Origin of the sequence: Paraburkholderia sp. JPY465, assembly GCF_050436725.1 — a bacterium.
In the GTDB taxonomy this organism is placed as follows: domain Bacteria; phylum Pseudomonadota; class Gammaproteobacteria; order Burkholderiales; family Burkholderiaceae; genus Paraburkholderia; species Paraburkholderia youngii.
The window spans coordinates 606596-626059 of record NZ_JBNDMT010000006.1 but is presented as its reverse complement, the minus strand read 5'-3'; the positions used below and the strand labels follow the sequence as shown (position 1 = coordinate 626059).

The following is a 19464-nucleotide window of genomic DNA, read 5'->3' as shown; positions in this document are numbered from 1 at the left end:
AGACGTCAAATGAGTGAACCGACGCTCGAGTACCTCCATCAGGCTTTCCAGACCCTGTCGAGTACGCTGCCCGGCGCGGAACTTCCGTGGTTGCGCAGCGCGAGGCGCGAGGCGTTCGAAAAGTTCGAAGGGCTTGGCTTTCCCACCACTCGGCTCGAAGACTGGAAGTACACGAATGTGGCGACCATCGCTAAGCGGTCATGGCATTTCACGCCGCGGCCCAGCGACGACCTGGACGTCGAGCGCATCGTCGACGATCTCGTGCCCTACAGGACGGCGGGTCGGCTCGTGTTCGTCAACGGCCGCCATATGCCGAAGCTGTCGCGCATGCCGTCTTTGCCGCACGGCGCATTTGTCGGCAGTCTCACGCGGGCCATCCGGGAGATACCGGAGCGCCTGAAGGCCGTCATTGAGCACCAGGCACCGCACGATGGCTTCGCGGCCCTGAACACAGCGTTTCTGAGCGACGGTTACGTGGTCCTGTTGCCGCCGGACTGTGCGATCGATGGGCCGCTCGTCATGCTGTTCCTCACCGACGAGGCGGGTCTCGCGGTACATCCTTTCAACACGGTACTGGCGGATGATCGCTCGCGGTGCTCGATCGTCGAGCAGTTTGCCGGTTTCTCCGACGACGCGTATCTGGTCAATTCCGTCACCAGGATTGCGGCAGGCGACGAGGCCGACGTGCAGCATTGCCGCGTCCACCATGAAGCACGCAGCGCGTTCCATATTGCGCACGTCGATGCCTCGCAACAGCGTGCGAGCCGCTTCACGTCGCACTCGTTCGCACTCGGTGGCGCACTCTCTCGTACGCAGATCGACACACGGCTGCAGGCCGTGGATGCCCGCGCCGAGCTGAACGGGCTGTATGTCGCGACCGCGAGGCAGCATGTCGATCATCACACGCGCATCGATCACGAGAAACCGGCTGGATCGAGCCGAGAGCACTACCGCGGGGTGCTCGACGGTGCGTCACATGGCGTATTCAACGGCAACGTGATCGTGCATCGTCACGCGCAGCAGACCGACACGCATCAGTCGAACTTCAATCTTCTGTTGTCGCGCGATGCGCAGATCGACACGAAGCCGCAACTGGAGATCCACGCCGACGACGTCAAGTGCACGCATGGCGCAACCGTAGGCCAGCTTGACGAGAACCAGCTGTTCTATCTGCGCTCACGCGGCATCGACGAACGGGTTGCGCGGGCTTTGCTGATCTGGGCGTTTGCGCGCAGCAGTGTGGAGCACGTGAGCATCGAGGCGGTGCGCCACAAACTGACGCAAATGCTGCTCGCGCGCACGCCGGAAGGCGAGCGCATTCGGGGACTGGTATGAAACCGATCGAACCTGTGATGATCCCGGACGACGATACGGTGGCGCGTTGGCGAAGCGACTTCCCGATTCTTCGCGAGCTGATACACGGCAACCCACTGGTGTATCTCGACAACGGCGCGACGACCCAGAAGCCTTCGGCCGTGATCGACGCGCAGCGCGATTATTACGAGCATACGAATGCGAACGTACATCGCGGCGTGCACGAGTTGTCGCAGCGCGCCACGAACGCGTACGAAGCTGCGCGCGAACGGATTGCGCGCTTCATCAATGCGGCGCGCGCGGAGGAAATCGTCTACGTGCGCGGCACGACGGAGGCGATCAACCTGGTTGCGCAGAGTTATGTGCGTCCTCTCGCGAAGCCCGGCGACGAGATCCTGATCAGCGCGATGGAACATCACTCGAACATCGTGCCGTGGCAACTCGTATGCGAGCAGACGGGCGCGGTGTTGAAGGTCGTGCCGATCGATGACAGCGGCGCGCTCGATGTCGATGCCTACCGACAGATGATCGGCGAGCGTACGCGTATCGTGGCGATCACGCATGTATCGAACGCGCTCGGTACGATCAACCCGGTCGCGCGGATGATCGAGGTCGCGCACGCGCGCGACGTGCCCGTGCTGATCGACGGCGCGCAGGCGGTTGCACATCTGCGTGTCGACGTGCGTGCGCTCGATTGCGATTTCTATGCGTTCTCCGGGCACAAGGCGTATGGACCGACGGGAATCGGCGTGCTATACGCCAAGGCGGACAGACTGGAAGCGATGGGACCGTGGCAGGGCGGTGGCGATATGATCCGCTCGGTGACGTTCGACAAGACCATCTACAACGCCATTCCCTGGAAGTTCGAGGCGGGCACACCGGACATTTGCGGTGCGATCGCGCTCGCGGTGGCGCTCGACTATGTGAGTGCAATCGGCACCGAAACGATCGGCGCACATGAGGCCGGGCTGCTCGCGTATGCGACCGATGCAATGCGTGCGGTGCCACATCTGCGGCTGATCGGCACCGCAGCCGAAAAGGCAGCCATTCTGTCGTTCGTGCTCGACCACGTGCATGCACACGACGTCGGTACGATTCTCGATCAGCACGGCGTCGCGGTGCGCGCCGGCCATCATTGCGCGATGCCCGTCATGGAGCGCTTCGGCGTGCCGGCAACCGTGCGCGCGTCGTTCGCGTTGTACAACACGCGGGCCGACGTGGAGGCACTCGTCAAGGCAATGGCGCACGTGCAGGAGGTATTTGGGCAATGAGCAGTCTGCGCGACCTGTATCAGGAAGTGATTTTCGACCACTACCGGAGACCGAGAAACCGTCGGCGGCTGCCGGATGCGAATCACAAGGCGGAGGGCTATAACCCCTTGTGCGGAGACCGCATCACGTTGTATCTGCGCATCGAGGATGGCGTCGTGACGGACGTTGGGTTCGATGGGGTAGGTTGTGCGATTGCTATTGCCTCGGCCTCGCTGATGACCGAAGCGCTTAAGGGGCGCACGGAATCGGAAATGGAGGCGCTCTTCGGGGCGTTTCACGACATGATGATGACGGCGCCGCCAGCGGGCGCGTCTTCGCAACTCGGCAAGCTCGCCGTGTTCTCGGGTGTACGCGAATTCCCGGCGCGCGTGAAGTGCGCGACGCTCGCATGGCACACGCTCCATGCGGCGCTGCATGACGAGTGCGGCACCATCTCGACGGAATGATGTGTTGGAGGAAACGAGGTGAACACGATGAGCGCATTCGACTGGCTGAAACGGGAAGACGGGCCGGAGCCCAGTGACCCCGACCTGCGCTCGCGCGTGATCGACGCGCTGCGTACGGTGTTCGACCCGGAAATTCCGGTGAACATCTACGATCTGGGGCTGGTGTACGGTCTGGACGTCGACGGCGGTACGGGCAGCGTGTCCATTCGCATGACGCTAACGGCGCCGGGCTGTCCGGTCTCGCAGAGCTTTCCGGCGACGATCGAAGATGTCGTCTATTCGGTGGCAGGCGTCAATACGGTACGGGTCGAGCTGGTGTGGGAACCGCCGTGGACGAAAGAGCGGATGTCGGAAGCCGCCCGTCTGCAATTGGGGATGCTTTGACATGGCAGACTGGGTCGATGTCGCGGCGATGACGGATTTCCCGCCTGGTTCGGTGCGCAGCGTAGACGTGGATGGCACACAGGTTGCGGTGTTCAATCTCGATGGCGTCTGCTACGCGATCGAAGATTGCTGTCCGCACGACGGCGGCATCCTGACTGGCGGTGCCGTCGAGGATGACGAAGTGGTGTGTCCTCGCCATGGCGCCCGTTTTTGTATCAGGACCGGCAAGGTGCTGGCTCCGCCGGCCTACGAAGACGTCGCGGTGTTTCCGGTGCGCATCGAGGCTGGTGTGCTACAGGTGCGCGACGCGCGCGACGACGACAGTGCTTCGTGAACGAGACTTTCTCCCGGGAGACTCTATGAAAACCGATCACGTTACCAAGTACCGCGGTTTGCTGATCCGATCAGTCGTCACTCCCGGGCCCAGCGATCGCTATCGGGCGTCAGCCATCGTGACCGACCAGACAGGCGAAACGCGGACGCTGGGCGTCGACGGCGATTTCGCGGAGCCGAACGACGCTCACGTCCAGGCGACGGAACTCGCGATCGCATGGATCGACGGGCGCCACGTTGTATCCGATCACTACGTACGCCGGGGATAGATCAGCCGACGCCGGCACCCGTCGAATGGCTGGCTGTTGAATGCCCGGCACGTATAGCCGCTTTAGCGCTCCGGTTCGCAAGGCGTGGAAATCGCCCCCAGCGTTGAAGAAATTTCGTCGTCGGAGCGCGTGGCAAGGATCGACGACCGGAATCCGGCGGACTTGCGCGTCCGCCATCCTGTCCTTGACGGCCTGGACGTCGTCGTCTTTGTAGCAGCAGCCCGGTTCGCCACTGACGATCCCTTCTATCGTTTCTTCGGGCGACGCTCCTGGCGATACCGCACGCGTCACGATATCCCGATCAGTCAGCATGCCCACCACCTCCCCGTCCTCGCAAACGGGTAGCAATCACCGTACCCCTCGACGCAGTAGCCGGGAACGTGACGTGCTAACCCATCATGACGTGACATTTTTGACCAGACGGGTGGACTCATGAGCAATGAAGCCAAAAGCGCTGCATATCCCTACGCATCGGGTGGATGGGGTTCCGTCAAGGCGGTCGCGACGATCCTGCTTCGGGAAAAAGCGCCGCTGAAAGATAGCCAGGTTCTGATGCATCAGAACAAGCCCGACGGTTTCATGTGCGTCAGCTGCTCGTGGGCGAAGCCCGCCGATCCGCATACCTTCGAGTTCTGTGAAAGCGGCGCGAAAGCCACCGCGTGGGATCTGACGGCCAAACGCGTAACGCCGGATTTCTTCGAGGTCCACACTGTCAGCGAGCTTGCGAAGTGGCATGACCACGATCTCGAGGAAGCGGGGCGGCTGACCGAGCCGCTGCGCTACGACCCGGCTACCGACCGCTACGTGCCGGTGTCGTGGCAGCAGGCATTCGAGGAGATCGGCGCCGAGCTGCGCACGCTCGACCCGGCCAGCGTGGTGTTCTACACGTCGGGCCGCGCATCGCTGGAAACCTCGTACATGTTGCAGCTTTTCGCGCGCATGTACGGCACCAACAATCTGCCCGACAGCTCGAACATGTGCCACGAGAGCACCAGCGTCGGGCTCAAGGAAGCGATCGGCGTGGGCGTCGGCACAGTCTCGCTCGACGACTTCGAGAAGACCGACCTGATGTTCTTCTTCGGCCAGAACGTCGGTACGAATAGCCCGCGCATGCTGCATCAGTTGCAGGACGCGCGCAAACGCGGCGTGCCGATCATCACCTTCAATCCTTTGCGCGAGCCGGGGCTGCTGCATTTCGCAAATCCGCAGTCGCCGGTCGACATGCTCACACCCGCCGATACGCAGATCAGCACCCAATACCATCAGGTGAAGACGGGGGGCGATACCGCCGCGATCCTCGGGATCTGCAAACTTGTGATCGAAGCGGACGATCGTGCGGTCAGTACGGGCGGCGCGCGCGTCGTCGACGTCGATTTCATCCGCGAGCATACGAACGGCTACGAGGGGTTCGCGCAGTACGCGCGCGCGGCGAGCTGGGACGACATCGAGCGCGTGAGCGGCCTGCCGCGCGCCGCGCTCGAAGCGGCCGCCGACGAATACATGAAGGCGAACGCGGTGATGATCCACTATGGGATGGGTCTCACGCAGCATCGGATGGGTGTGCAGAACGTGCGCATGCTGTGCAATCTGCTGCTGCTGCGCGGCAATGTCGGCAAGCCCGGCGCGGGGCCGTCGCCGGTGCGCGGTCATTCGAACGTGCAGGGTCAGCGCACGGTCGGCATCACCGAAAAGCCGGAACTCGCGCCGCTCGATCAGCTCGCCAAACAGTTTTCGTTCGCGCCGCCGCGCGAGAAAGGCATGAACATCGTCGAGGCCTTCGAGGCGATGCTCGATGGCAAGGTCAACGCGATGATCAACCTCGGCGGCAACCTCGTGCGCTCGGTGCCCGACCGGGTGCGCACCGAACCTGCGTGGGCCGCGCTCGGGCTGACGGTCAATGTGGCGACCAAGCTCAATCGCAGCCACCTGGTGCACGGCCAGCGCTCGTACCTGCTGCCGTGTCTGAGCCGCATCGAGATCGACCGGCAGGCGGGCGGCGCGCAAGCGGTGTCGATGGAAGACAGCACGGCGCACTTTCATGGCTCGCATGGCATGGTCGAACCGGCCGCGCCGACGATCCGCTCGGAGCCGTTCATCGTCGCGGGCATCGCTAAGGCGACGCTCGGCGAGCGCTCGAGCGTCGACTGGGATGCATGGCGCGACGACTATTCGCGCGTACGGCTGGAAATGGCGAAGACGTGGCCCGAGATGTTCGCTGATTTCGAGGCGCGCATGTGGACACCTGGCGGCGTGATACGGCCGCTGCCCGCGCGCGAGCGCAAGTGGAAGACCAGGAGCGGCAAGGCCGAATTCATGGTGCCGACTTCGATCGGCGAAGATCCGGACATGCCCGAGCGTGAGCCCGATTCGCTGCGCTTGATGACCCTGCGCAGCGACAGCCAGTTCAACACGACCATTTATGGCCTCGACGACCGCTTCAGAGGCATCAAGGGTTCGCGCATGGTGATCCTGATGAATCCCGCCGACATGGAGAAGCGCGGGCTCGCCCACGGCGACCGCATCGGCCTCGAGACGATCGCGGACGATGGCGTCGAGCGCCGTGTCGAGGGGCTGAGCGTCGTTCCGTTCGACGTGCCGCAGGGATGCATCGGCGGCTATTACCCGGAATGCAATCCGCTGCTGCCGCTTTGGCACTACGCGAAGGAGAGCAAGGTGCCGGGTGCGAAGTCGATTCCGGTGCGCGTGCTGGCGGCCACTCGATGATTCAGCGCTGACACAAAAAGGCCGGCATCGTTACCTGTGCCGGCCGCTGAATTACACCCGGGCAGCGCGTGAAGGGCATGATAAGCGCGTGCCCACCTTTATGATAGTCGCGCCCGCGGCGCACAGACAGACGCACCGCGTGTTGATAACTCATGAGTTGCGGACGGGTGTGGGGCCGACCGGGTGTCCGTTACCCGATACTTAAGGACATAGCACGGCGCGACATACTGTTCGTATACTGCGACGTCCCCTACGGATTCGGGGACAGCGTTTCTCTAGAAGCGCTTAATGGCGATCACGCCGCAATGCCGGGTGATCGCCTTTTTTCACGGAGCACCGCTCGAAGGAGGCTTACGCGTCGAATGTGAAGGTAAACAACCCGAAGGTTGGGGGAGACGATGACAGAACGTATTGAAGATGTGCTGGCGGAGATGATCAACGTAAGCACCGAGATCAGGGTGCGAACATCCGCGCTGGCCAAAATGGAAGGAAGCCTCGCGCGGAGCGACGAGCCCCTGCTGCGCGATGCGCTCGACACGACTCGCCGGGAGCTGTCGCTGCTAAATCAGCTCAAGGGCGAGCTCATAGGCCGCTTGCTGGCACTCGAAAGCGGCGCTCGGGACAGAGCGGCAACCAATCGCCCGATGCCGATCCCATGACGCAGATGCGCCGCATTGGCGTCCCTGGCCGAATGCGGTGCTCGCGGGTCTGCGGCATGCTCACTGACAGGCATATCGAACGAAACCTGAAGGAGCAGACCATGAGCGCAACGCAGCCTTCCGTGCAACAGACGCCCGCCAATGACGACGACACGGACCTGCCGAACATGCCGGGCGAACCGGAGCCGCCAACCACCGAAGACCTCCCCGATCTGCCCGAGCCGCAGGAAGTGGGCGAGGACGGTTGACGCGCGCAGCCGCGGCCTTTACCGCGGCGCATGCCTCACGACCCACATCTCATCCTCTGCAGCGAGCGGGCGTGGAGCGCCTGCTCGCAGTGCGACGGGGCGTCCGTGCGCTCCGCCATCGGAGTGACCATGAACGATCTTCGAACTGTCGATATCTACCGGTACGACCCCGACGCCGACGAACGTCCGCGGCTGCAGCAATACGAGGACGAACTGGGGCACGGCGAACGCATGCTGCTCGACGTGCTCGGCGCGATCAAGGTGATGGACGAGTCGCTGGCTTATCGCCGCTCTTGCCGCGAGGGCATCTGCGGCTCGGACGCGATGAACATCAACGGCAAGAACGGGCTAGCATGTCTGACCAACATGCAGGAACTGCCGAAGCACATCGTGCTGCGGCCATTGCCGGGCTTGCCGGTGATCCGCGATCTGATCGTCGACATGACGCCGTTTTTCAATCAATACCATTCGATCAAGCCGTGGCTCGTCAACGACGATCCGCCACCCGAGCGCGAACGCCCGCAGTCACCGGAGGAACGCGACCAGCTCGATGGGCTGTACGAATGCATTCTGTGCGCGTGCTGTTCGTCGTCGTGCCCGAGCTTCTGGTGGAACCCGGACAAATTCGTCGGTCCCGCGGGTCTGTTGCAGGCCTTCCGGTTCATCGCGGATTCGCGCGACAAGGACACGGCCGCGCGACTGACGAATCTCGAAGACGCCTACCGGCTGTTTCCTTGCCGCACCATCATGAACTGCGTGGACGTGTGCCCGAAGGGGCTCAATCCGGCGCGCGCGATCGGCGAAATACGCACGATGCTCACGCGTCGCACGGTGTGATCTCGAGACGGCATGGCGCTTGCTGTTTTACTGCGCTACGAGGCTGCCAAGGAACCGCAATGACCCCCCAGGACTGTATCGACGCGCTCGACCATTGCGCGAGCGCCTGCACCCGGTGTTACTCCGCGTGCATCGCGGAGCGGCATATCGATGAAATGGAAAAATGCATCCGGCTCGACATGGATTGCGCGGCGCTGTGCCGCTTGACGTCGGAGGCCCTCGCGCGCGACACGCAGTTCATGCAAGATTTCTGCGACTTCTGCGCGCGCCTGTGCGACGTCTGCGCCGACGAATGCGCGCGTCATCCGGCGCAGCATTGCCAGGATTGCAGCGATGCGTGTCGCCGGGGCGCGGAAGCGTGTCGCGCGCTATGACGGAACGCGGGTCCGGGCGTGACCCGCGATATGCAACCTCTAGCGCCGCGGCTTCGAGCCCTTCCAGTTCGACTTGCGTGCGAACTCGACGAACGAAGCCAGATAGTCGAGCGACGCATCCGCGTCGCGTGTGCCGAGAAAAATCTGCTTGGCGATGCCGGCCTTGCCGAGCTTTACGCTAACCACCGGCATACGGTCCGCGTATTCCTCGGCGAGCCAGCGCGGCAACGCGGCCACGCCGCGCTTGCTTGCGACCATCTGCAGCATGATGTCGGTGGTCTCGATCGTCTTGTGACGGCGCGGGGCGACGTCGGCGGGGCGCAGGAACAGGTTGTAGATGTCGAGGCGATCGGTGTCGACCGGATAGGTGATCAGCGTTTCATCGACGAGCTGTTCGGGCTCCACGTAACGCGCGTTGGCCAGCCGATGCCCGTCGGCCACCACCAGCACCTGCTCGTAGTCGAACACGGGCTCGAAGCTTAGGCCAGGCCGATTCAGCGGATCAGGCGTGACGAGAACGTCGATGTCGTAGCCGAACAGCGCGCCGATGCCACCGAACTGGAAGCGCTGCTTGACGTCGACATCGACATCGGGCCAGCGCGCGAGGTACGGCGACACGACCTTCAGCAGCCACTGGTAACACGGATGACATTCCATGCCGATGCGCAGTGTGCCGCGCTCGCCGTTCGCGTATTGCTTCATGCGCGCTTCGGCGTGCTCGAACTGCGGCAGCAGCCGGTCGGCGAGCGACAGCAGATATTGGCCCGCCTGCGTGAGGCGCAGGTTGCGGCCGTCACGGTCCCAGACCGGCGTGCCGAGCTGCTGCTCGAGCTTCCTGACGGTATGGCTCAACGCTGATTGCGTCAGATGCAGCGCACCGGCTGCTGCGGTGAGCGACCCCTGCCGGTCCACTTCGCGGATCAGGGTGAGATGAAAGCGTTCGAGCATGAGGGGGATGAGATTCGACAAAGTGCGACGCGTATCGTAGCGCGATTATGCGGGCGCGCTGCAAAACCTGGAGCATTGAGCGAATATCTACGGCTCGGAGCCAGTCGAATGACTGGTACCGGGCACTCGTTTCGTCAGTGCGGCGCTTTCGCGTCCTGGCGTCGTCGACCAGGTCTTGAATTTCTTGAGGTTGCCAGCACGCGAGCGTCCCCTTACGCGGACGCCAGACGGGAGCGAGTGGCCCGTCCCGTCGGCCTACCTCGCAGGAAGAGCGAGCATTTCACGCGCTTTGGCCGCACTTGCCACCGGCCGGCCATATTCGTCACACAAAGCGGCCACCCGTGCAACGAGTTGCGCGTTGCTCTTTGCCAGCGTGTCCTTGTCCCAGCGCACATTGTCTTCGAGACCGGTGCGGCAGTGCCCGCCCATTTCAAGAGTCCAATGATTGACCTCCAACTGATGACGTCCGATACCAGCGGCGGTCCATGTTGCATCCGGCAATAGCGTCTTGAGTTGCTGGACCTCGAACTCGAGAATCTCGCGACGCGCAGGCAACGCGTTCTTTACTCCCATGACGAATTGAATGTGTACAGGAGACTTCAGCAACCCTTGCTGGACGAGATCTGCCGTGCTGTACAACATCGCCAGATCGAAGACTTCGATTTCGGGTTTGACATCGTAGTCGAGCATCGTTTGCGCAAGCGCGCGCACGAAGTCCGGCGGATTTTCATAGACGGTAGTCGGGAAATTGACGGAGCCCGTTGCGAGCGACGCCATATCCGGCCGCAGGTCGAGCATCGCGCCGCGTTGCTCGAACGAACGGCCACGGCCGCCTGTCGAAAACTGAATGATGATGTCGGGGCAATGCTTGCGGATGCCCTCCTGAAGTGCGGCGAAACTCGCGCGGTCGGAACTCGAGTTCTCCTGTTCGTCGCGCACGTGCAGATGAACCAGCGATGCCCCGGCTTCATACGCTTCCTGCGTGCTTTCGATCTGCTCGGAGATCGTGATCGGCACAGCCGGGTTGTCCTTCTTGCGCGGAACTGAGCCAGTGATCGCAACGGAGATGATGCACGGTTCACTCATGGCTAACACTCCCGTTTCCGATTTTCGTATTTTCCAAGTCTAGTTCAAAAAGGGTGCAACTTATATTGCCGGGGAAGGGGACAGGTACGCAGGTGGTAGTGCCGATAATCGTGCAGTAGCGATGTAAGTTTGTTGAAATGATTCGGTCAGGGTGCTCCCGAAGTCAGCGAGGGCGAAGCGGCGGAACATCGCCTGACTCGGCGCGACCCGTGGATAGTGTGGTTCGTTTTATTACCTGCCATGTAATTGGCTGGACTCGCGCCTCTGACTAGTCTGCGCATGTCGCCTGAACGTTCTCAGCGACACACCACGACCCTCAAGGAAATACCATGGCCAACTTTCCCACCTATACGCTCGAATCCGCACCCGAACAATCGAAGCCCGCGCTGAACAGCCTCGCCGAGATCTTCGGTATGGTGCCCAATATGCCTGCCAAAATGGCGGGCTCACCGAGGCTGATCACTGCCCTCTTGGGTGTGTTCAATCAGGCGCACGGCGGCAACCTCGACGAACAGCAGATGCAGGTACTGCTGCTCACCAATGCGGTGACCAATGGCTCCGCCTGGCCGGTCGCTTTCCACTCATTCCTCGGGCTCAAGGAAGGCCTGAGCGAGGCCGACGTGCAGGCGATCCGCGAACGCCGGTTCCCCCAGGACGCCAGGCTTGCGGCGCTGTCGCGCCTCGCACGCACGCTGATCGAAAAGCGCGGTCGCATCGACGACCACGACATCGCCGCGTTCACCGAGGCGGGCTTCGATCAGGCGCTGGTGCTTGATGTCGTGCTCGTGGTCGCTGCCTCGACGATGACGAACTACACCGCGAGCGTCACCCAGCCGCCGCTCGAAGAACTCTTGCAGCCGTACGAATGGAAGGCTTGATGCGAGTTTCGGCGGCGTGAATAGCAATAGAACCCGCCGCCGCGGAAGGCCTGGTAAAGCCCTTTCCTTGCCGGGAAAGGGCAACGCCGATCTGCGATCGTCACGGGGAAAATCTTGTTCGCGGACCTTCCTTTAGGGGGTGAATCCCCCCGAAGCCCCCGCCAGAAGCCTCCCCAATCCCATGACACGCGGTGAAATACCTTTTGCGTAGCCAGTCACGAGAACCCTGTCTAAAGTGCGCGTATCGATGCGATGCACTGACCCCTCGTCACCGCAGACGATACATCCCGCCACCACCCGATATGGCATCGTCATGGAATCCTTCACAAAACTTCTTCTCGTCGTCATCGGCGTCGTCGTTGTCGTTTCACTGATCGAAGCAGTCGTGCTGAGCCGCAGGAAGAGTGCGTCCTCACCATTTGCCTGGCACGAGGTGTGGATCTCGCTGTTCGACCTGGCCGCGCGCAGGCTGATATCACTGCTGCCGATCTCGGTCGCCACGCCAGTTTTCAGCTTCGTCTACGACCATCGTATCTTTACGGTCGACGTCAATAGCGCGCTCATGGTGTTTGCGCTCTTCATCGGAATGGAGTTCTGCTACTACTGGTATCACCGTGCGTCGCATCGTGTGCGCTTCTTCTGGGCCACGCATGCCGTGCACCATTCGCCGAACCAGTTGACGCTTTCAACGGCCTACCGTCTCGGCCTGACCGGCAAACTGACCGGCTCGACGCTGTTCTTCGCGCCGCTGGTATGGCTCGGGGTCAAGCCCGAGGTCGTGCTGCTCACGCTGTTCCTCAATCTTATGTACCAGGGCTGGTTGCATACCACGTACATACCCAAGCTGGGCTGGTTCGAATATGTGTTCAATACGCCGTCCCACCACCGTGTGCACCATGCATCGAACGTCGATTACCTGGACGCGAACTACGGTGGCGTGCTGATCATCTTTGACCGGCTGTTCGGCACCTACGTGGAAGAACGCGCTGACGAACCGTGCCGCTACGGTCTCGTGACGCCGACCACGTCGCGCAACCCGCTCGTCGTCGAGTTCGAGCACTGGGCCACGCTAATTCGCGATATGGTCAACGCGAAGAGCCCGTGGATCGCGATCAATCACGTGATCCAGCCGCCGGGCTGGCTGCCGGACGGCGGAGGCGAAACGACGGAAGAACTGCGCCGCAAGAGCAAACAACCCGGCGCGACGGGAGCGCTCAACGGCTAAAAGCTTTAGTCAGGAAGGTACGAAATTGCACCGGTCCGCGGTCAAGCGACTCGTGAAATTCGTAGGTGGTTTGGGTGGTATCGAGCTGTCTCGGTCATTCACGTCATTCTCTATATTCTGGCGCGCTAGAACTGGGTGATCTTGCTTTCGTTGGTGAGCTGAGTCACACCGGAGCGCCGCCAGCGGCATAAAATTATTCATCAGCGTCTGTTCTGTTCGCCATCGCTGTTGGCCCTTGGTCGCTTCAGACTTCGATACGCTGCGATGACGACCGCCTCGGAGGCGCCGTGTTCCGCCGGACCTTGAATCGCACGTTGCTCCATGCTGCGGTGGCAGCTGGACTTCTGGGCGGCTGTCCGTGCCTCTTGCCAGCTGCGCTCGCCGCCGGCACCGCGTCACCCCAGCCTGCTGACGCGAAGTTGGTTGCACCGGCCAATGCCACGACGCCATCTGACTTCCCCACCATGGTCGAGCGATACGGGCCCGCCGTAGTCCATATCCGCGCAACGGCGCCAGAGAAGCAAACCTCCGCGTCGCCCCCCGAGGACATCGGGCCCCACGATCCGATCGCCGCGTTTTTCAGCGGCGTCGCGCCGCAATCCCCGGAGCCGCAACGCAATATTGCTCGCGTGACAACGGGCACCGGCTCCGGATTCATCGTCAGCCCCGATGGCCTCATTCTGACCACCGCACATGTGGTGGATCAGGCGGACGAAGTCACGGTCAGTCTGACGGACCGGCGGGAGTTCAAGGGCAAGGTGCTGATCGTCGACACAGATAGCGACGTTGCGGTGATTCAGATCGATGCCGCGACGCTGCCGGCCGTCAAGCTCGGTGACTCGTCGCGCGTGCGTGTCGGTGAACAGGTGCTGACGATCGGATCGCCCGACCGTTACCAGAACACCGTTACGACTGGCATTGTTAGCGCCACTTCGCGAGTGTTGCCGGACGGCAGCAATTTTCCCTTTTTCGAAACCGAGGTCGCCGCCAGTCCCGACAATTCGGGCGGTCCTCTGTTTGACCGCGTGGGCGAGGTGATCGGCATCGACGTGCAGGTTTATCCGGACGCGGAGCGGTACCCGAGCCTGACGTTTGCGATTCCGATCAACATGGCGAATAAGGTGCGAGCGCAGTTGCAAACCCAGAGCAACGGACCGGCGGGCATTGCTGGTGTAGAGGTTCAGGACGTCGGACCTGGGCTGGCGGTGGCCATTGGCCTGCAACGGCCGGCCGGGGCGCTCGTCAACGTCGTCACGCCTGGTACGCCCGCCGCCGCGAGTGGCCTTAGGCCTGGCGACGTCATCACACAGATTGGCGACAGGACGATCGCTCGCTCGGCCGAGCTGGCCCAGTATGCCGGCGGGCTGCAGCCCGGAACGAAGACGACGCTCACGCTGATCCGCAGCCAAAAGCCGATGACGGTTGAAATCATCGTCGGCGCGCGCGGCGAAACCCCGAGCGCCGTGCAAGCCCCTGGTGCAGCGTCGAATCCCGCTCCGGCCCAAACTGCAAGCGCCGCACCGGATCGCCTTGGCTTGACGATGCATCCGCTGAACAACGACGAGAAGCGGGCGAATGATCTTCCGGAAGGGATGATGGTGGACCAGGTGACTGGACCTGCGGCGACCGCTGGCATACGCGCTGGCGATATCGTCCTGTCGTTCAATGGCGAGCTGATCGAATCCCGGGAGCAAGCGAGTGCAGTGGAAGAAAAGGCGAAGAAAGCGATATCGGTGCTGATCCAGCGTCAAAATGCTCGCCGGTTTGTCTCCGTCACGCTCAGGTGACCGTCGCTGCGCGATGCGCATGCAAACTGCCTCATGACGCAAGGCGGACAAGGTCTCGCTCGGCTCGCTCAGTCCGCTCGGATACCGGGAAAGCCTCGGAGGTTGAGTCGTGTATGCCCATGCTATGGCGACGATCTCACAACTTCATTGAGGTGCGACCGAACAGGCACAGCGAATGCTCCGCTTGCATGGGTCGCCGCCAACTGTGCCGGGATCGCGCAGAGGTGCGCCGGACGGCGCTTCCAGCCGCCAGTCAAGATCGGCCACGAAGATGGCGGGCGTTTCCATAGCTCAAAGGCTTAGGATAGAAAAGCGGGTTCACGGCTCCCCATTGCCGTGACGGAACCGTGGGCGAACAGGCGGAACCGCGGCTCATTTCGATGAGCACTCCGTAAAGGGGACGGCAGATGAACGTAGTGAATGGAAGGACCAGGCGAAACGATCCGGGTTCGGGTGCCGGTAGCCCGGATGCAGAGATCAATGCCGCACAGCCTTCGCGTGGCCGACATCTCGCGCTTTGGGCTGCGTCGGCAAGCGCGTTGGCTGTCGCGGTCATGGGTGTGGTCGCGCAAATCGATCGGTTCGACGATGATCAGGCGCTCGGGATTAACGAAACCACGTCGCCAGCGCCACACACGACATGGTTCGGGCATGTCGCGCTACCGCCGTCGCCTCCCACCCACCCAACCGTGGTTGGCGGTGCTGAACTCGCCCCGCCGGCGTTTTCCGGTCCGTCCGATCATGGCGCTAGAACTGCTCCGGAGCCTGCTGCGCCGCAGTCGGTCACACGAGAGCCCGACCAGGCAAGCTATACCGCTGCACAAGCTCGCCACCATTCGGCGCCGGACGTGAGAGCAATCGAGCGGCATGCGAGCGGGATCACTGGACCCAAATTGCCGACGACACAAGCGTCTTCGTCCGATCATGTCGCGCGATCATCGTCAGTTCCTGCGCGGGGATCTGCAACTACCAGTGCTGAGCACGCTCCACGCGCGTCTTCCGCTTCGCTCGATCACCGCAGCGCGCCTTCTCCGAATACTCGCGGCGCAGGTTCTCGGAATTCTGCTTCACTGCAACTGGTTCAAAGACAGCCTGCAGGCAGTCGCGCAGGAGGTAGTTTGGGCGCGGGCGGTTCAGGGGTAGGCACAGCCGGTTCGGGTTCGGGCGGTTCGAATGCCGGCAACTCGGGTGCAGGCGCGTCCGGTTCGGGCGCACGCGGTTCTGGTGCCGGTGCCGGCGGCTCGGGTGCAGGTGCAGCCGGTTCGGGCGCAGGCAGTTCGGGCCCAGGCGCGGCCGGTTCTGGTGCCGGTGGTTTGGGTGCTGGCAGTTCGAGTGCGGGCGGTTCGGGCGCGGGCGGTCACGGTGCGGGCAGTTCTAGTGCAGGCAGTTCAGGGGCTGGCAGTTCAGGGGCTGGCGGTTCGGGTGCGGGCAGTTCGGGTGCGGGCGGTTCGGGCGCGGGCAGTTCGGGTGCAGGCAGCTCGGGCGCAGGCAGCTCGGGCGCAGGCAGTTCGGGCGCAGGCAGCTCGGGCGCAGGCAACTCGGGCGCAGGCAGTTCGGGAGCAGGCGGTTCGGGTACAGGCGGCTCTGGTGCAGGTAGTTCGGGTGCAGGTAGTTCGGGTGCAGGCAGTTCGGGCGCAGGCGGTCACGGTGCAGGTAGTTCGGGTGCAGGCAGTTCGGGAGCAGGCGGTTCGGGTACAGGCGGCTCTGGTGCAGGTAGTTCGGGTGCAGGCAGTTCGGGTGCAGGCAGCTCGGGCGCAGGCGGTCACGGTGCAGGCAGCTCGGGTGCAGGTAGTTCGGGCGCAGGCGCAGGTGGTTCGGGTTCAGGCGGCTCGGGCGCAGGCAGTTCGGGCGCAGGCGGTCACGGTGCAGGTAGTTCGGGCGCAGGCGGCTCCGGCGCAGGCGGCTCGGGCGCAGGCGGCCCCGGCGCAGGCAGTTCGGGCGCAGGCAGTTCGGGCGCAGGCGGGTCTGGCGCAGGCAGTTCGGGCGCGGGCGGTCACGGCTCAGGCGGTCCGGGTGGAGGCGGTCACGGCTCAGGCGGTTCAGGCGGCGGCGGTCACGGCGGAGGCGGTTCGGGCTCGGGCGGGTCAAGGTAATCCGCAGCCTCGTTTTCGGCCGCTCCTTCGTGCACGGCACGAAGGTCATAGCGGCCATCCGACGGGAAATCCCGATCGTGTGGCGCGACAAGCAAGGTGAGCATGTCGCGGCGAAGTTGATGAGCCAACGTTGATGGACCCAGACAAGCGCTCATTGATTGACGCGCGCTTTTTTGATTGTCGCCGATGCGGCTCTCATCTTGTTCGATGCGCGGCACGATTGGATAAAACGTGAAGGGTGAAATCCGTTGCGTATGTCCATCTCTATGGTGGCAGCTCCGATGGCTGTACGCAGCCGGCCGCCCTGTTCTGACAACACTGAGAGGCAAACGTCAGTTGCCGAAGCGCATCGAGCATATGAGAGCAATGACGGGAACTGACCGGCAGTACCCGTTCGTCCACTCTTCACCGCTCGATCATCGTGGTGTCAATGCGCGTGCCGCGCTTGATGAAGAGCGTGACGGGCGTCTTTTCGCAGATCTCCGCGAGTCGGGCCCGTTGTGCGGCGTCGAGCGGCGCATCAACGTCGACGGTGCGACGGATGTACTGGTTGCGCTCTTGATCGGCGTGCAGAGTCGTGGTCACATCGATGCTGCCGTCGGGCCAGCCTTTGCGCTGCATGTACATGCGCAGCGTTGCCGACGTGCACGCGGCGAGACCCGCAAGCACGAATTCGAAAGGGGCAGGCCCGCGATCCTGACCGCCTTCGTGCGGGCCCTCGTCGCCAGCGAGCGCATGGCGGCCGGCTTTGAGGGCCACGAGGTAGTTGGGGGCATCGGCGGCGAGCCGTGCGGAGGCGGTGGCGAGCGGCATGGTAACTCCTGGGAACTGGGCGCCACCGCAGCGGTGGTCGATTGCAGTGGACGCGTTCAATATCGCCGGCTGCGTGCGGGAGCCGGCGCTGGCGGGAACGATTGTGCCACCCTCAACGAGGTGGCGCTGGGCGCGGGCCGTACGCTTTCAGGCGGCATCGCGCCGAGCGTCGTCTGCCGCCGTGTGACCACGCGGCGAATCGATCCTCGCGATGTGTATTTGCTCGATGAAGCTGCGCAGCTTGCTCTCAGTGAACGCGCGAAGCCGATGAGCCCGCCTTGCGCCAGCTACGGTCTGCGGTCCGCCACCGAGATGCGCCAGCAGGCTTTGCATCGGCGCGGATAGGTTAAAGGCGTGACCGGAATGGGCCTGCCCACAGTTGCCATGGGCGTGCTCGGAGCCATCATGTCGCCGCTTACGGCGGCGGCCATCCTGATCATTCCGTCGTTCGTGACCAACGTGTGGCAGATCCTAGTCGGACGAGACATACTCCGCCTCACGCGACGCCTATGGGCCATGATGCTCTGCATCGTGATCGGTACCGTCCTAGGCACGCGACTGCTGGTATTCGTTGACCCCGTCTGGTCGGGACGTGCGCTGGGACGTGCGCTGATCGCCTACGCGGCCTATGCGCTGTTCTTGCCGACACTTTCGGTCCCGCAACGGCGCGAGTCCTGGCTTTCGCCCGTCATCGGCATGACTACCGGCTTGCTGACCGGCGCCACCGGCGTCTTCACGATTCCCGCCGTGCCTTATGTGCAGTCATTGGGTCTTCAAAAAGACGAGCTTGTGCAGGCTCTTGGCCTTTCGTTCACCCTCTCCACGGTTGCTCTCGCAGCAGGGCTCTTCGCCCACGGCGCGTTCAGGATCGATCAGCTCGGCTTGTCGCTGCTGGCTGTCGTTCCTGCTCTCGCTGGAATGTGGTTGGGCTCGATCGTGCGGCAGAAAATCAGTCCAAAAAACTTTCCGCCGTTGCTTTCTCCTATTTCTCATCGTCTTGGGTCTCGAACTGGCGCTGCATCCGTTCTCTTGAGTCTTGCCAAACATGTGCTGGCGGAAACCCGCAAAGCTAGTGGAAAATCACGGATGAAAATTCGCCGCCTTCGATACGCGTAACTTTGGAGTTTTCGATGCCCAATCTAAGTCATTTCCTTTCATTCGGTCTCGTTGCACTCGGCATGGTGCTTACACCCGGACCGAATATGGTTTATCTGATTTCACGCTCCATCTGCCAAGGTCGTCAAGCTGGACTTATCTCCCTGGCTGGCGTCGCCCTTGGTTTCGTGTTCTACATGCTGTGTGCGGCATTCGGCATCACCGCTCTGGTTCTCGCTATACCTTACGCCTACGATGCCCTCCGCTTTGGCGGCGCGATGTATCTGCTCTATCTTGCGTGGCAAGCAGTCAAGCCCGGCGGACGCTCACCATTTCAGGTCCGCGATCTTCCCGTGGACAGCCGCCGCAAACTGTTCCTGATGGGGTTCACCACCAATCTGCTGAACCCCAAAATCGCCGTGCTTTACCTGTCGCTATTGCCTCAATTCATTGATCCGTCGCACGGCAGCGTATTTCATCAATCACTCGCCCTGGGTGCAACGCAGATCCTGATCAGCGTCTGCGTGAATGCAGCCATTGCGACCATGGCTGGTTCGATTGCCGGATTTCTCGCGAGCCGCCCGACGTGGATTACGCTTCAACGCTGGTTGATGGGCACAGTGCTAGCAGGCCTTGCAGTCCGCATGGCAACGGAAGCCCGCCGGTAACCTTCCTGTTCC

20 protein-coding genes are annotated in these 19464 nt (G+C 62.6%); 15 read left to right on the top strand and 5 right to left on the bottom strand.

Annotated features, from left to right (window positions below):
- Positions 1 to 9: 9 nt before the first annotated feature.
- From sufD to QFZ94_RS36025, 5 genes are read left to right on the top strand one after another with little or no spacing between them, the layout of a single operon-like run.
- A complete protein-coding gene (sufD, locus tag QFZ94_RS36045) occupies positions 10 to 1335 on the top strand; it encodes a Fe-S cluster assembly protein SufD (RefSeq protein ID WP_429462823.1) in 1326 nt (441 codons plus the stop codon).
- Complete coding sequence (locus QFZ94_RS36040; protein WP_429462822.1) at positions 1332 to 2585, top strand: SufS family cysteine desulfurase; 1254 nt, start codon at positions 1332 to 1334, stop codon at positions 2583 to 2585. The genes sufD and QFZ94_RS36040 overlap by 4 nt, the downstream gene beginning before the upstream one ends.
- The gene (gene sufU, locus QFZ94_RS36035) at positions 2582 to 3031 is read left to right on the top strand and encodes a Fe-S cluster assembly sulfur transfer protein SufU (protein WP_429462821.1); all 450 of its coding nucleotides are present in this window, start codon (positions 2582 to 2584) and stop codon (positions 3029 to 3031) included. The genes QFZ94_RS36040 and sufU overlap by 4 nt, the downstream gene beginning before the upstream one ends.
- Before the next feature lie 27 nt (positions 3032 to 3058).
- On the top strand, positions 3059 to 3415 hold the full coding sequence (locus QFZ94_RS36030) for an SUF system Fe-S cluster assembly protein (RefSeq protein WP_429462820.1): 357 nt from the start codon (positions 3059 to 3061) through the stop codon (positions 3413 to 3415).
- A gap of 1 nt (position 3416) precedes the next feature.
- On the top strand, positions 3417 to 3749 hold the full coding sequence (locus QFZ94_RS36025; RefSeq protein WP_429462819.1) for a Rieske (2Fe-2S) protein: 333 nt from the start codon (positions 3417 to 3419) through the stop codon (positions 3747 to 3749).
- Between the two features lie 109 nt (positions 3750 to 3858).
- On the opposite strand, the gene QFZ94_RS36020 is transcribed toward QFZ94_RS36025, so the two are convergent.
- Complete coding sequence (locus tag QFZ94_RS36020) at positions 3859 to 4338, bottom strand: hypothetical protein (RefSeq protein ID WP_429462818.1); 480 nt, start codon at positions 4336 to 4338, stop codon at positions 3859 to 3861.
- A 111-nt stretch (positions 4339 to 4449) separates the two neighbouring features.
- Here QFZ94_RS36020 and QFZ94_RS36015 point away from each other — a divergent pair, with 111 nt between their 5' ends.
- The 5 genes from QFZ94_RS36015 to QFZ94_RS35995 all read left to right on the top strand — a co-directional run bounded on the left by QFZ94_RS36015 (position 4450) and on the right by QFZ94_RS35995 (position 8859).
- Positions 4450 to 6741 carry an FdhF/YdeP family oxidoreductase gene (locus QFZ94_RS36015; protein ID WP_429462817.1) on the top strand — a complete coding sequence of 764 codons (2292 nt, stop codon included), beginning with the start codon at positions 4450 to 4452 and terminating at the stop codon, positions 6739 to 6741.
- A gap of 398 nt (positions 6742 to 7139) precedes the next feature.
- Positions 7140 to 7400 carry a hypothetical protein gene (locus QFZ94_RS36010; protein WP_368585738.1) on the top strand — a complete coding sequence of 87 codons (261 nt, stop codon included), beginning with the start codon at positions 7140 to 7142 and terminating at the stop codon, positions 7398 to 7400.
- Positions 7401 to 7501: 101 nt separating this feature from the next.
- Positions 7502 to 7648, top strand: coding sequence for a hypothetical protein (locus QFZ94_RS36005; protein ID WP_368585737.1), 147 nt, complete (start codon positions 7502 to 7504; stop codon positions 7646 to 7648).
- A 129-nt stretch (positions 7649 to 7777) separates the two neighbouring features.
- Positions 7778 to 8485 (top strand): succinate dehydrogenase/fumarate reductase iron-sulfur subunit, encoded by a 708-nt coding sequence (locus tag QFZ94_RS36000; RefSeq protein ID WP_429462816.1) that lies wholly within the window; start codon positions 7778 to 7780, stop codon positions 8483 to 8485.
- 59 nt (positions 8486 to 8544) lie between these two features.
- Positions 8545 to 8859, top strand: coding sequence for a four-helix bundle copper-binding protein (locus QFZ94_RS35995; protein ID WP_368585735.1), 315 nt, complete (start codon positions 8545 to 8547; stop codon positions 8857 to 8859).
- Positions 8860 to 8898: 39 nt separating this feature from the next.
- Here QFZ94_RS35995 and QFZ94_RS35990 read toward each other — a convergent pair whose 3' ends face one another.
- The gene (locus QFZ94_RS35990; protein WP_368585774.1) at positions 8899 to 9807 is read right to left on the bottom strand and encodes a LysR family transcriptional regulator; all 909 of its coding nucleotides are present in this window, start codon (positions 9805 to 9807) and stop codon (positions 8899 to 8901) included.
- A gap of 255 nt (positions 9808 to 10062) precedes the next feature.
- A complete protein-coding gene (locus QFZ94_RS35985) occupies positions 10063 to 10893 on the bottom strand; it encodes a 3-keto-5-aminohexanoate cleavage protein (RefSeq protein WP_429462815.1) in 831 nt (276 codons plus the stop codon).
- A gap of 329 nt (positions 10894 to 11222) precedes the next feature.
- Here QFZ94_RS35985 and QFZ94_RS35980 point away from each other — a divergent pair, with 329 nt between their 5' ends.
- The 3 genes from QFZ94_RS35980 to QFZ94_RS35970 all read left to right on the top strand — a co-directional run bounded on the left by QFZ94_RS35980 (position 11223) and on the right by QFZ94_RS35970 (position 14783).
- Entirely contained in the window at positions 11223 to 11771 is a 549-nt protein-coding gene (locus tag QFZ94_RS35980) for a carboxymuconolactone decarboxylase family protein (protein ID WP_368585733.1), read from the top strand.
- Between the two features lie 313 nt (positions 11772 to 12084).
- Positions 12085 to 12996: a sterol desaturase family protein gene (locus tag QFZ94_RS35975; protein WP_429462814.1), complete on the top strand. Its 912-nt coding sequence runs from the start codon at positions 12085 to 12087 to the stop codon at positions 12994 to 12996.
- 287 nt (positions 12997 to 13283) lie between these two features.
- Positions 13284 to 14783, top strand: a complete 1500-nt coding sequence (locus QFZ94_RS35970; RefSeq protein WP_429462813.1) for a trypsin-like peptidase domain-containing protein — start codon at positions 13284 to 13286, stop codon at positions 14781 to 14783.
- A gap of 1374 nt (positions 14784 to 16157) precedes the next feature.
- On the opposite strand, the gene QFZ94_RS35965 is transcribed toward QFZ94_RS35970, so the two are convergent.
- Both QFZ94_RS35965 and QFZ94_RS35960 read right to left on the bottom strand, forming a co-directional pair.
- Entirely contained in the window at positions 16158 to 16925 is a 768-nt protein-coding gene (locus tag QFZ94_RS35965) for a hypothetical protein (RefSeq protein WP_429462812.1), read from the bottom strand.
- Between the two features lie 356 nt (positions 16926 to 17281).
- Positions 17282 to 17689 (bottom strand): OsmC family protein, encoded by a 408-nt coding sequence (locus QFZ94_RS35960; protein WP_429462811.1) that lies wholly within the window; start codon positions 17687 to 17689, stop codon positions 17282 to 17284.
- A 363-nt stretch (positions 17690 to 18052) separates the two neighbouring features.
- Here QFZ94_RS35960 and QFZ94_RS35955 point away from each other — a divergent pair, with 363 nt between their 5' ends.
- Complete coding sequence (locus QFZ94_RS35955) at positions 18053 to 18805, top strand: sulfite exporter TauE/SafE family protein (RefSeq protein WP_368585728.1); 753 nt, start codon at positions 18053 to 18055, stop codon at positions 18803 to 18805.
- A gap of 14 nt (positions 18806 to 18819) precedes the next feature.
- Positions 18820 to 19452, top strand: coding sequence for a LysE family translocator (locus QFZ94_RS35950; RefSeq protein WP_368585727.1), 633 nt, complete (start codon positions 18820 to 18822; stop codon positions 19450 to 19452).
- The last annotated feature ends 12 nt before the right edge of the window (positions 19453 to 19464 follow it).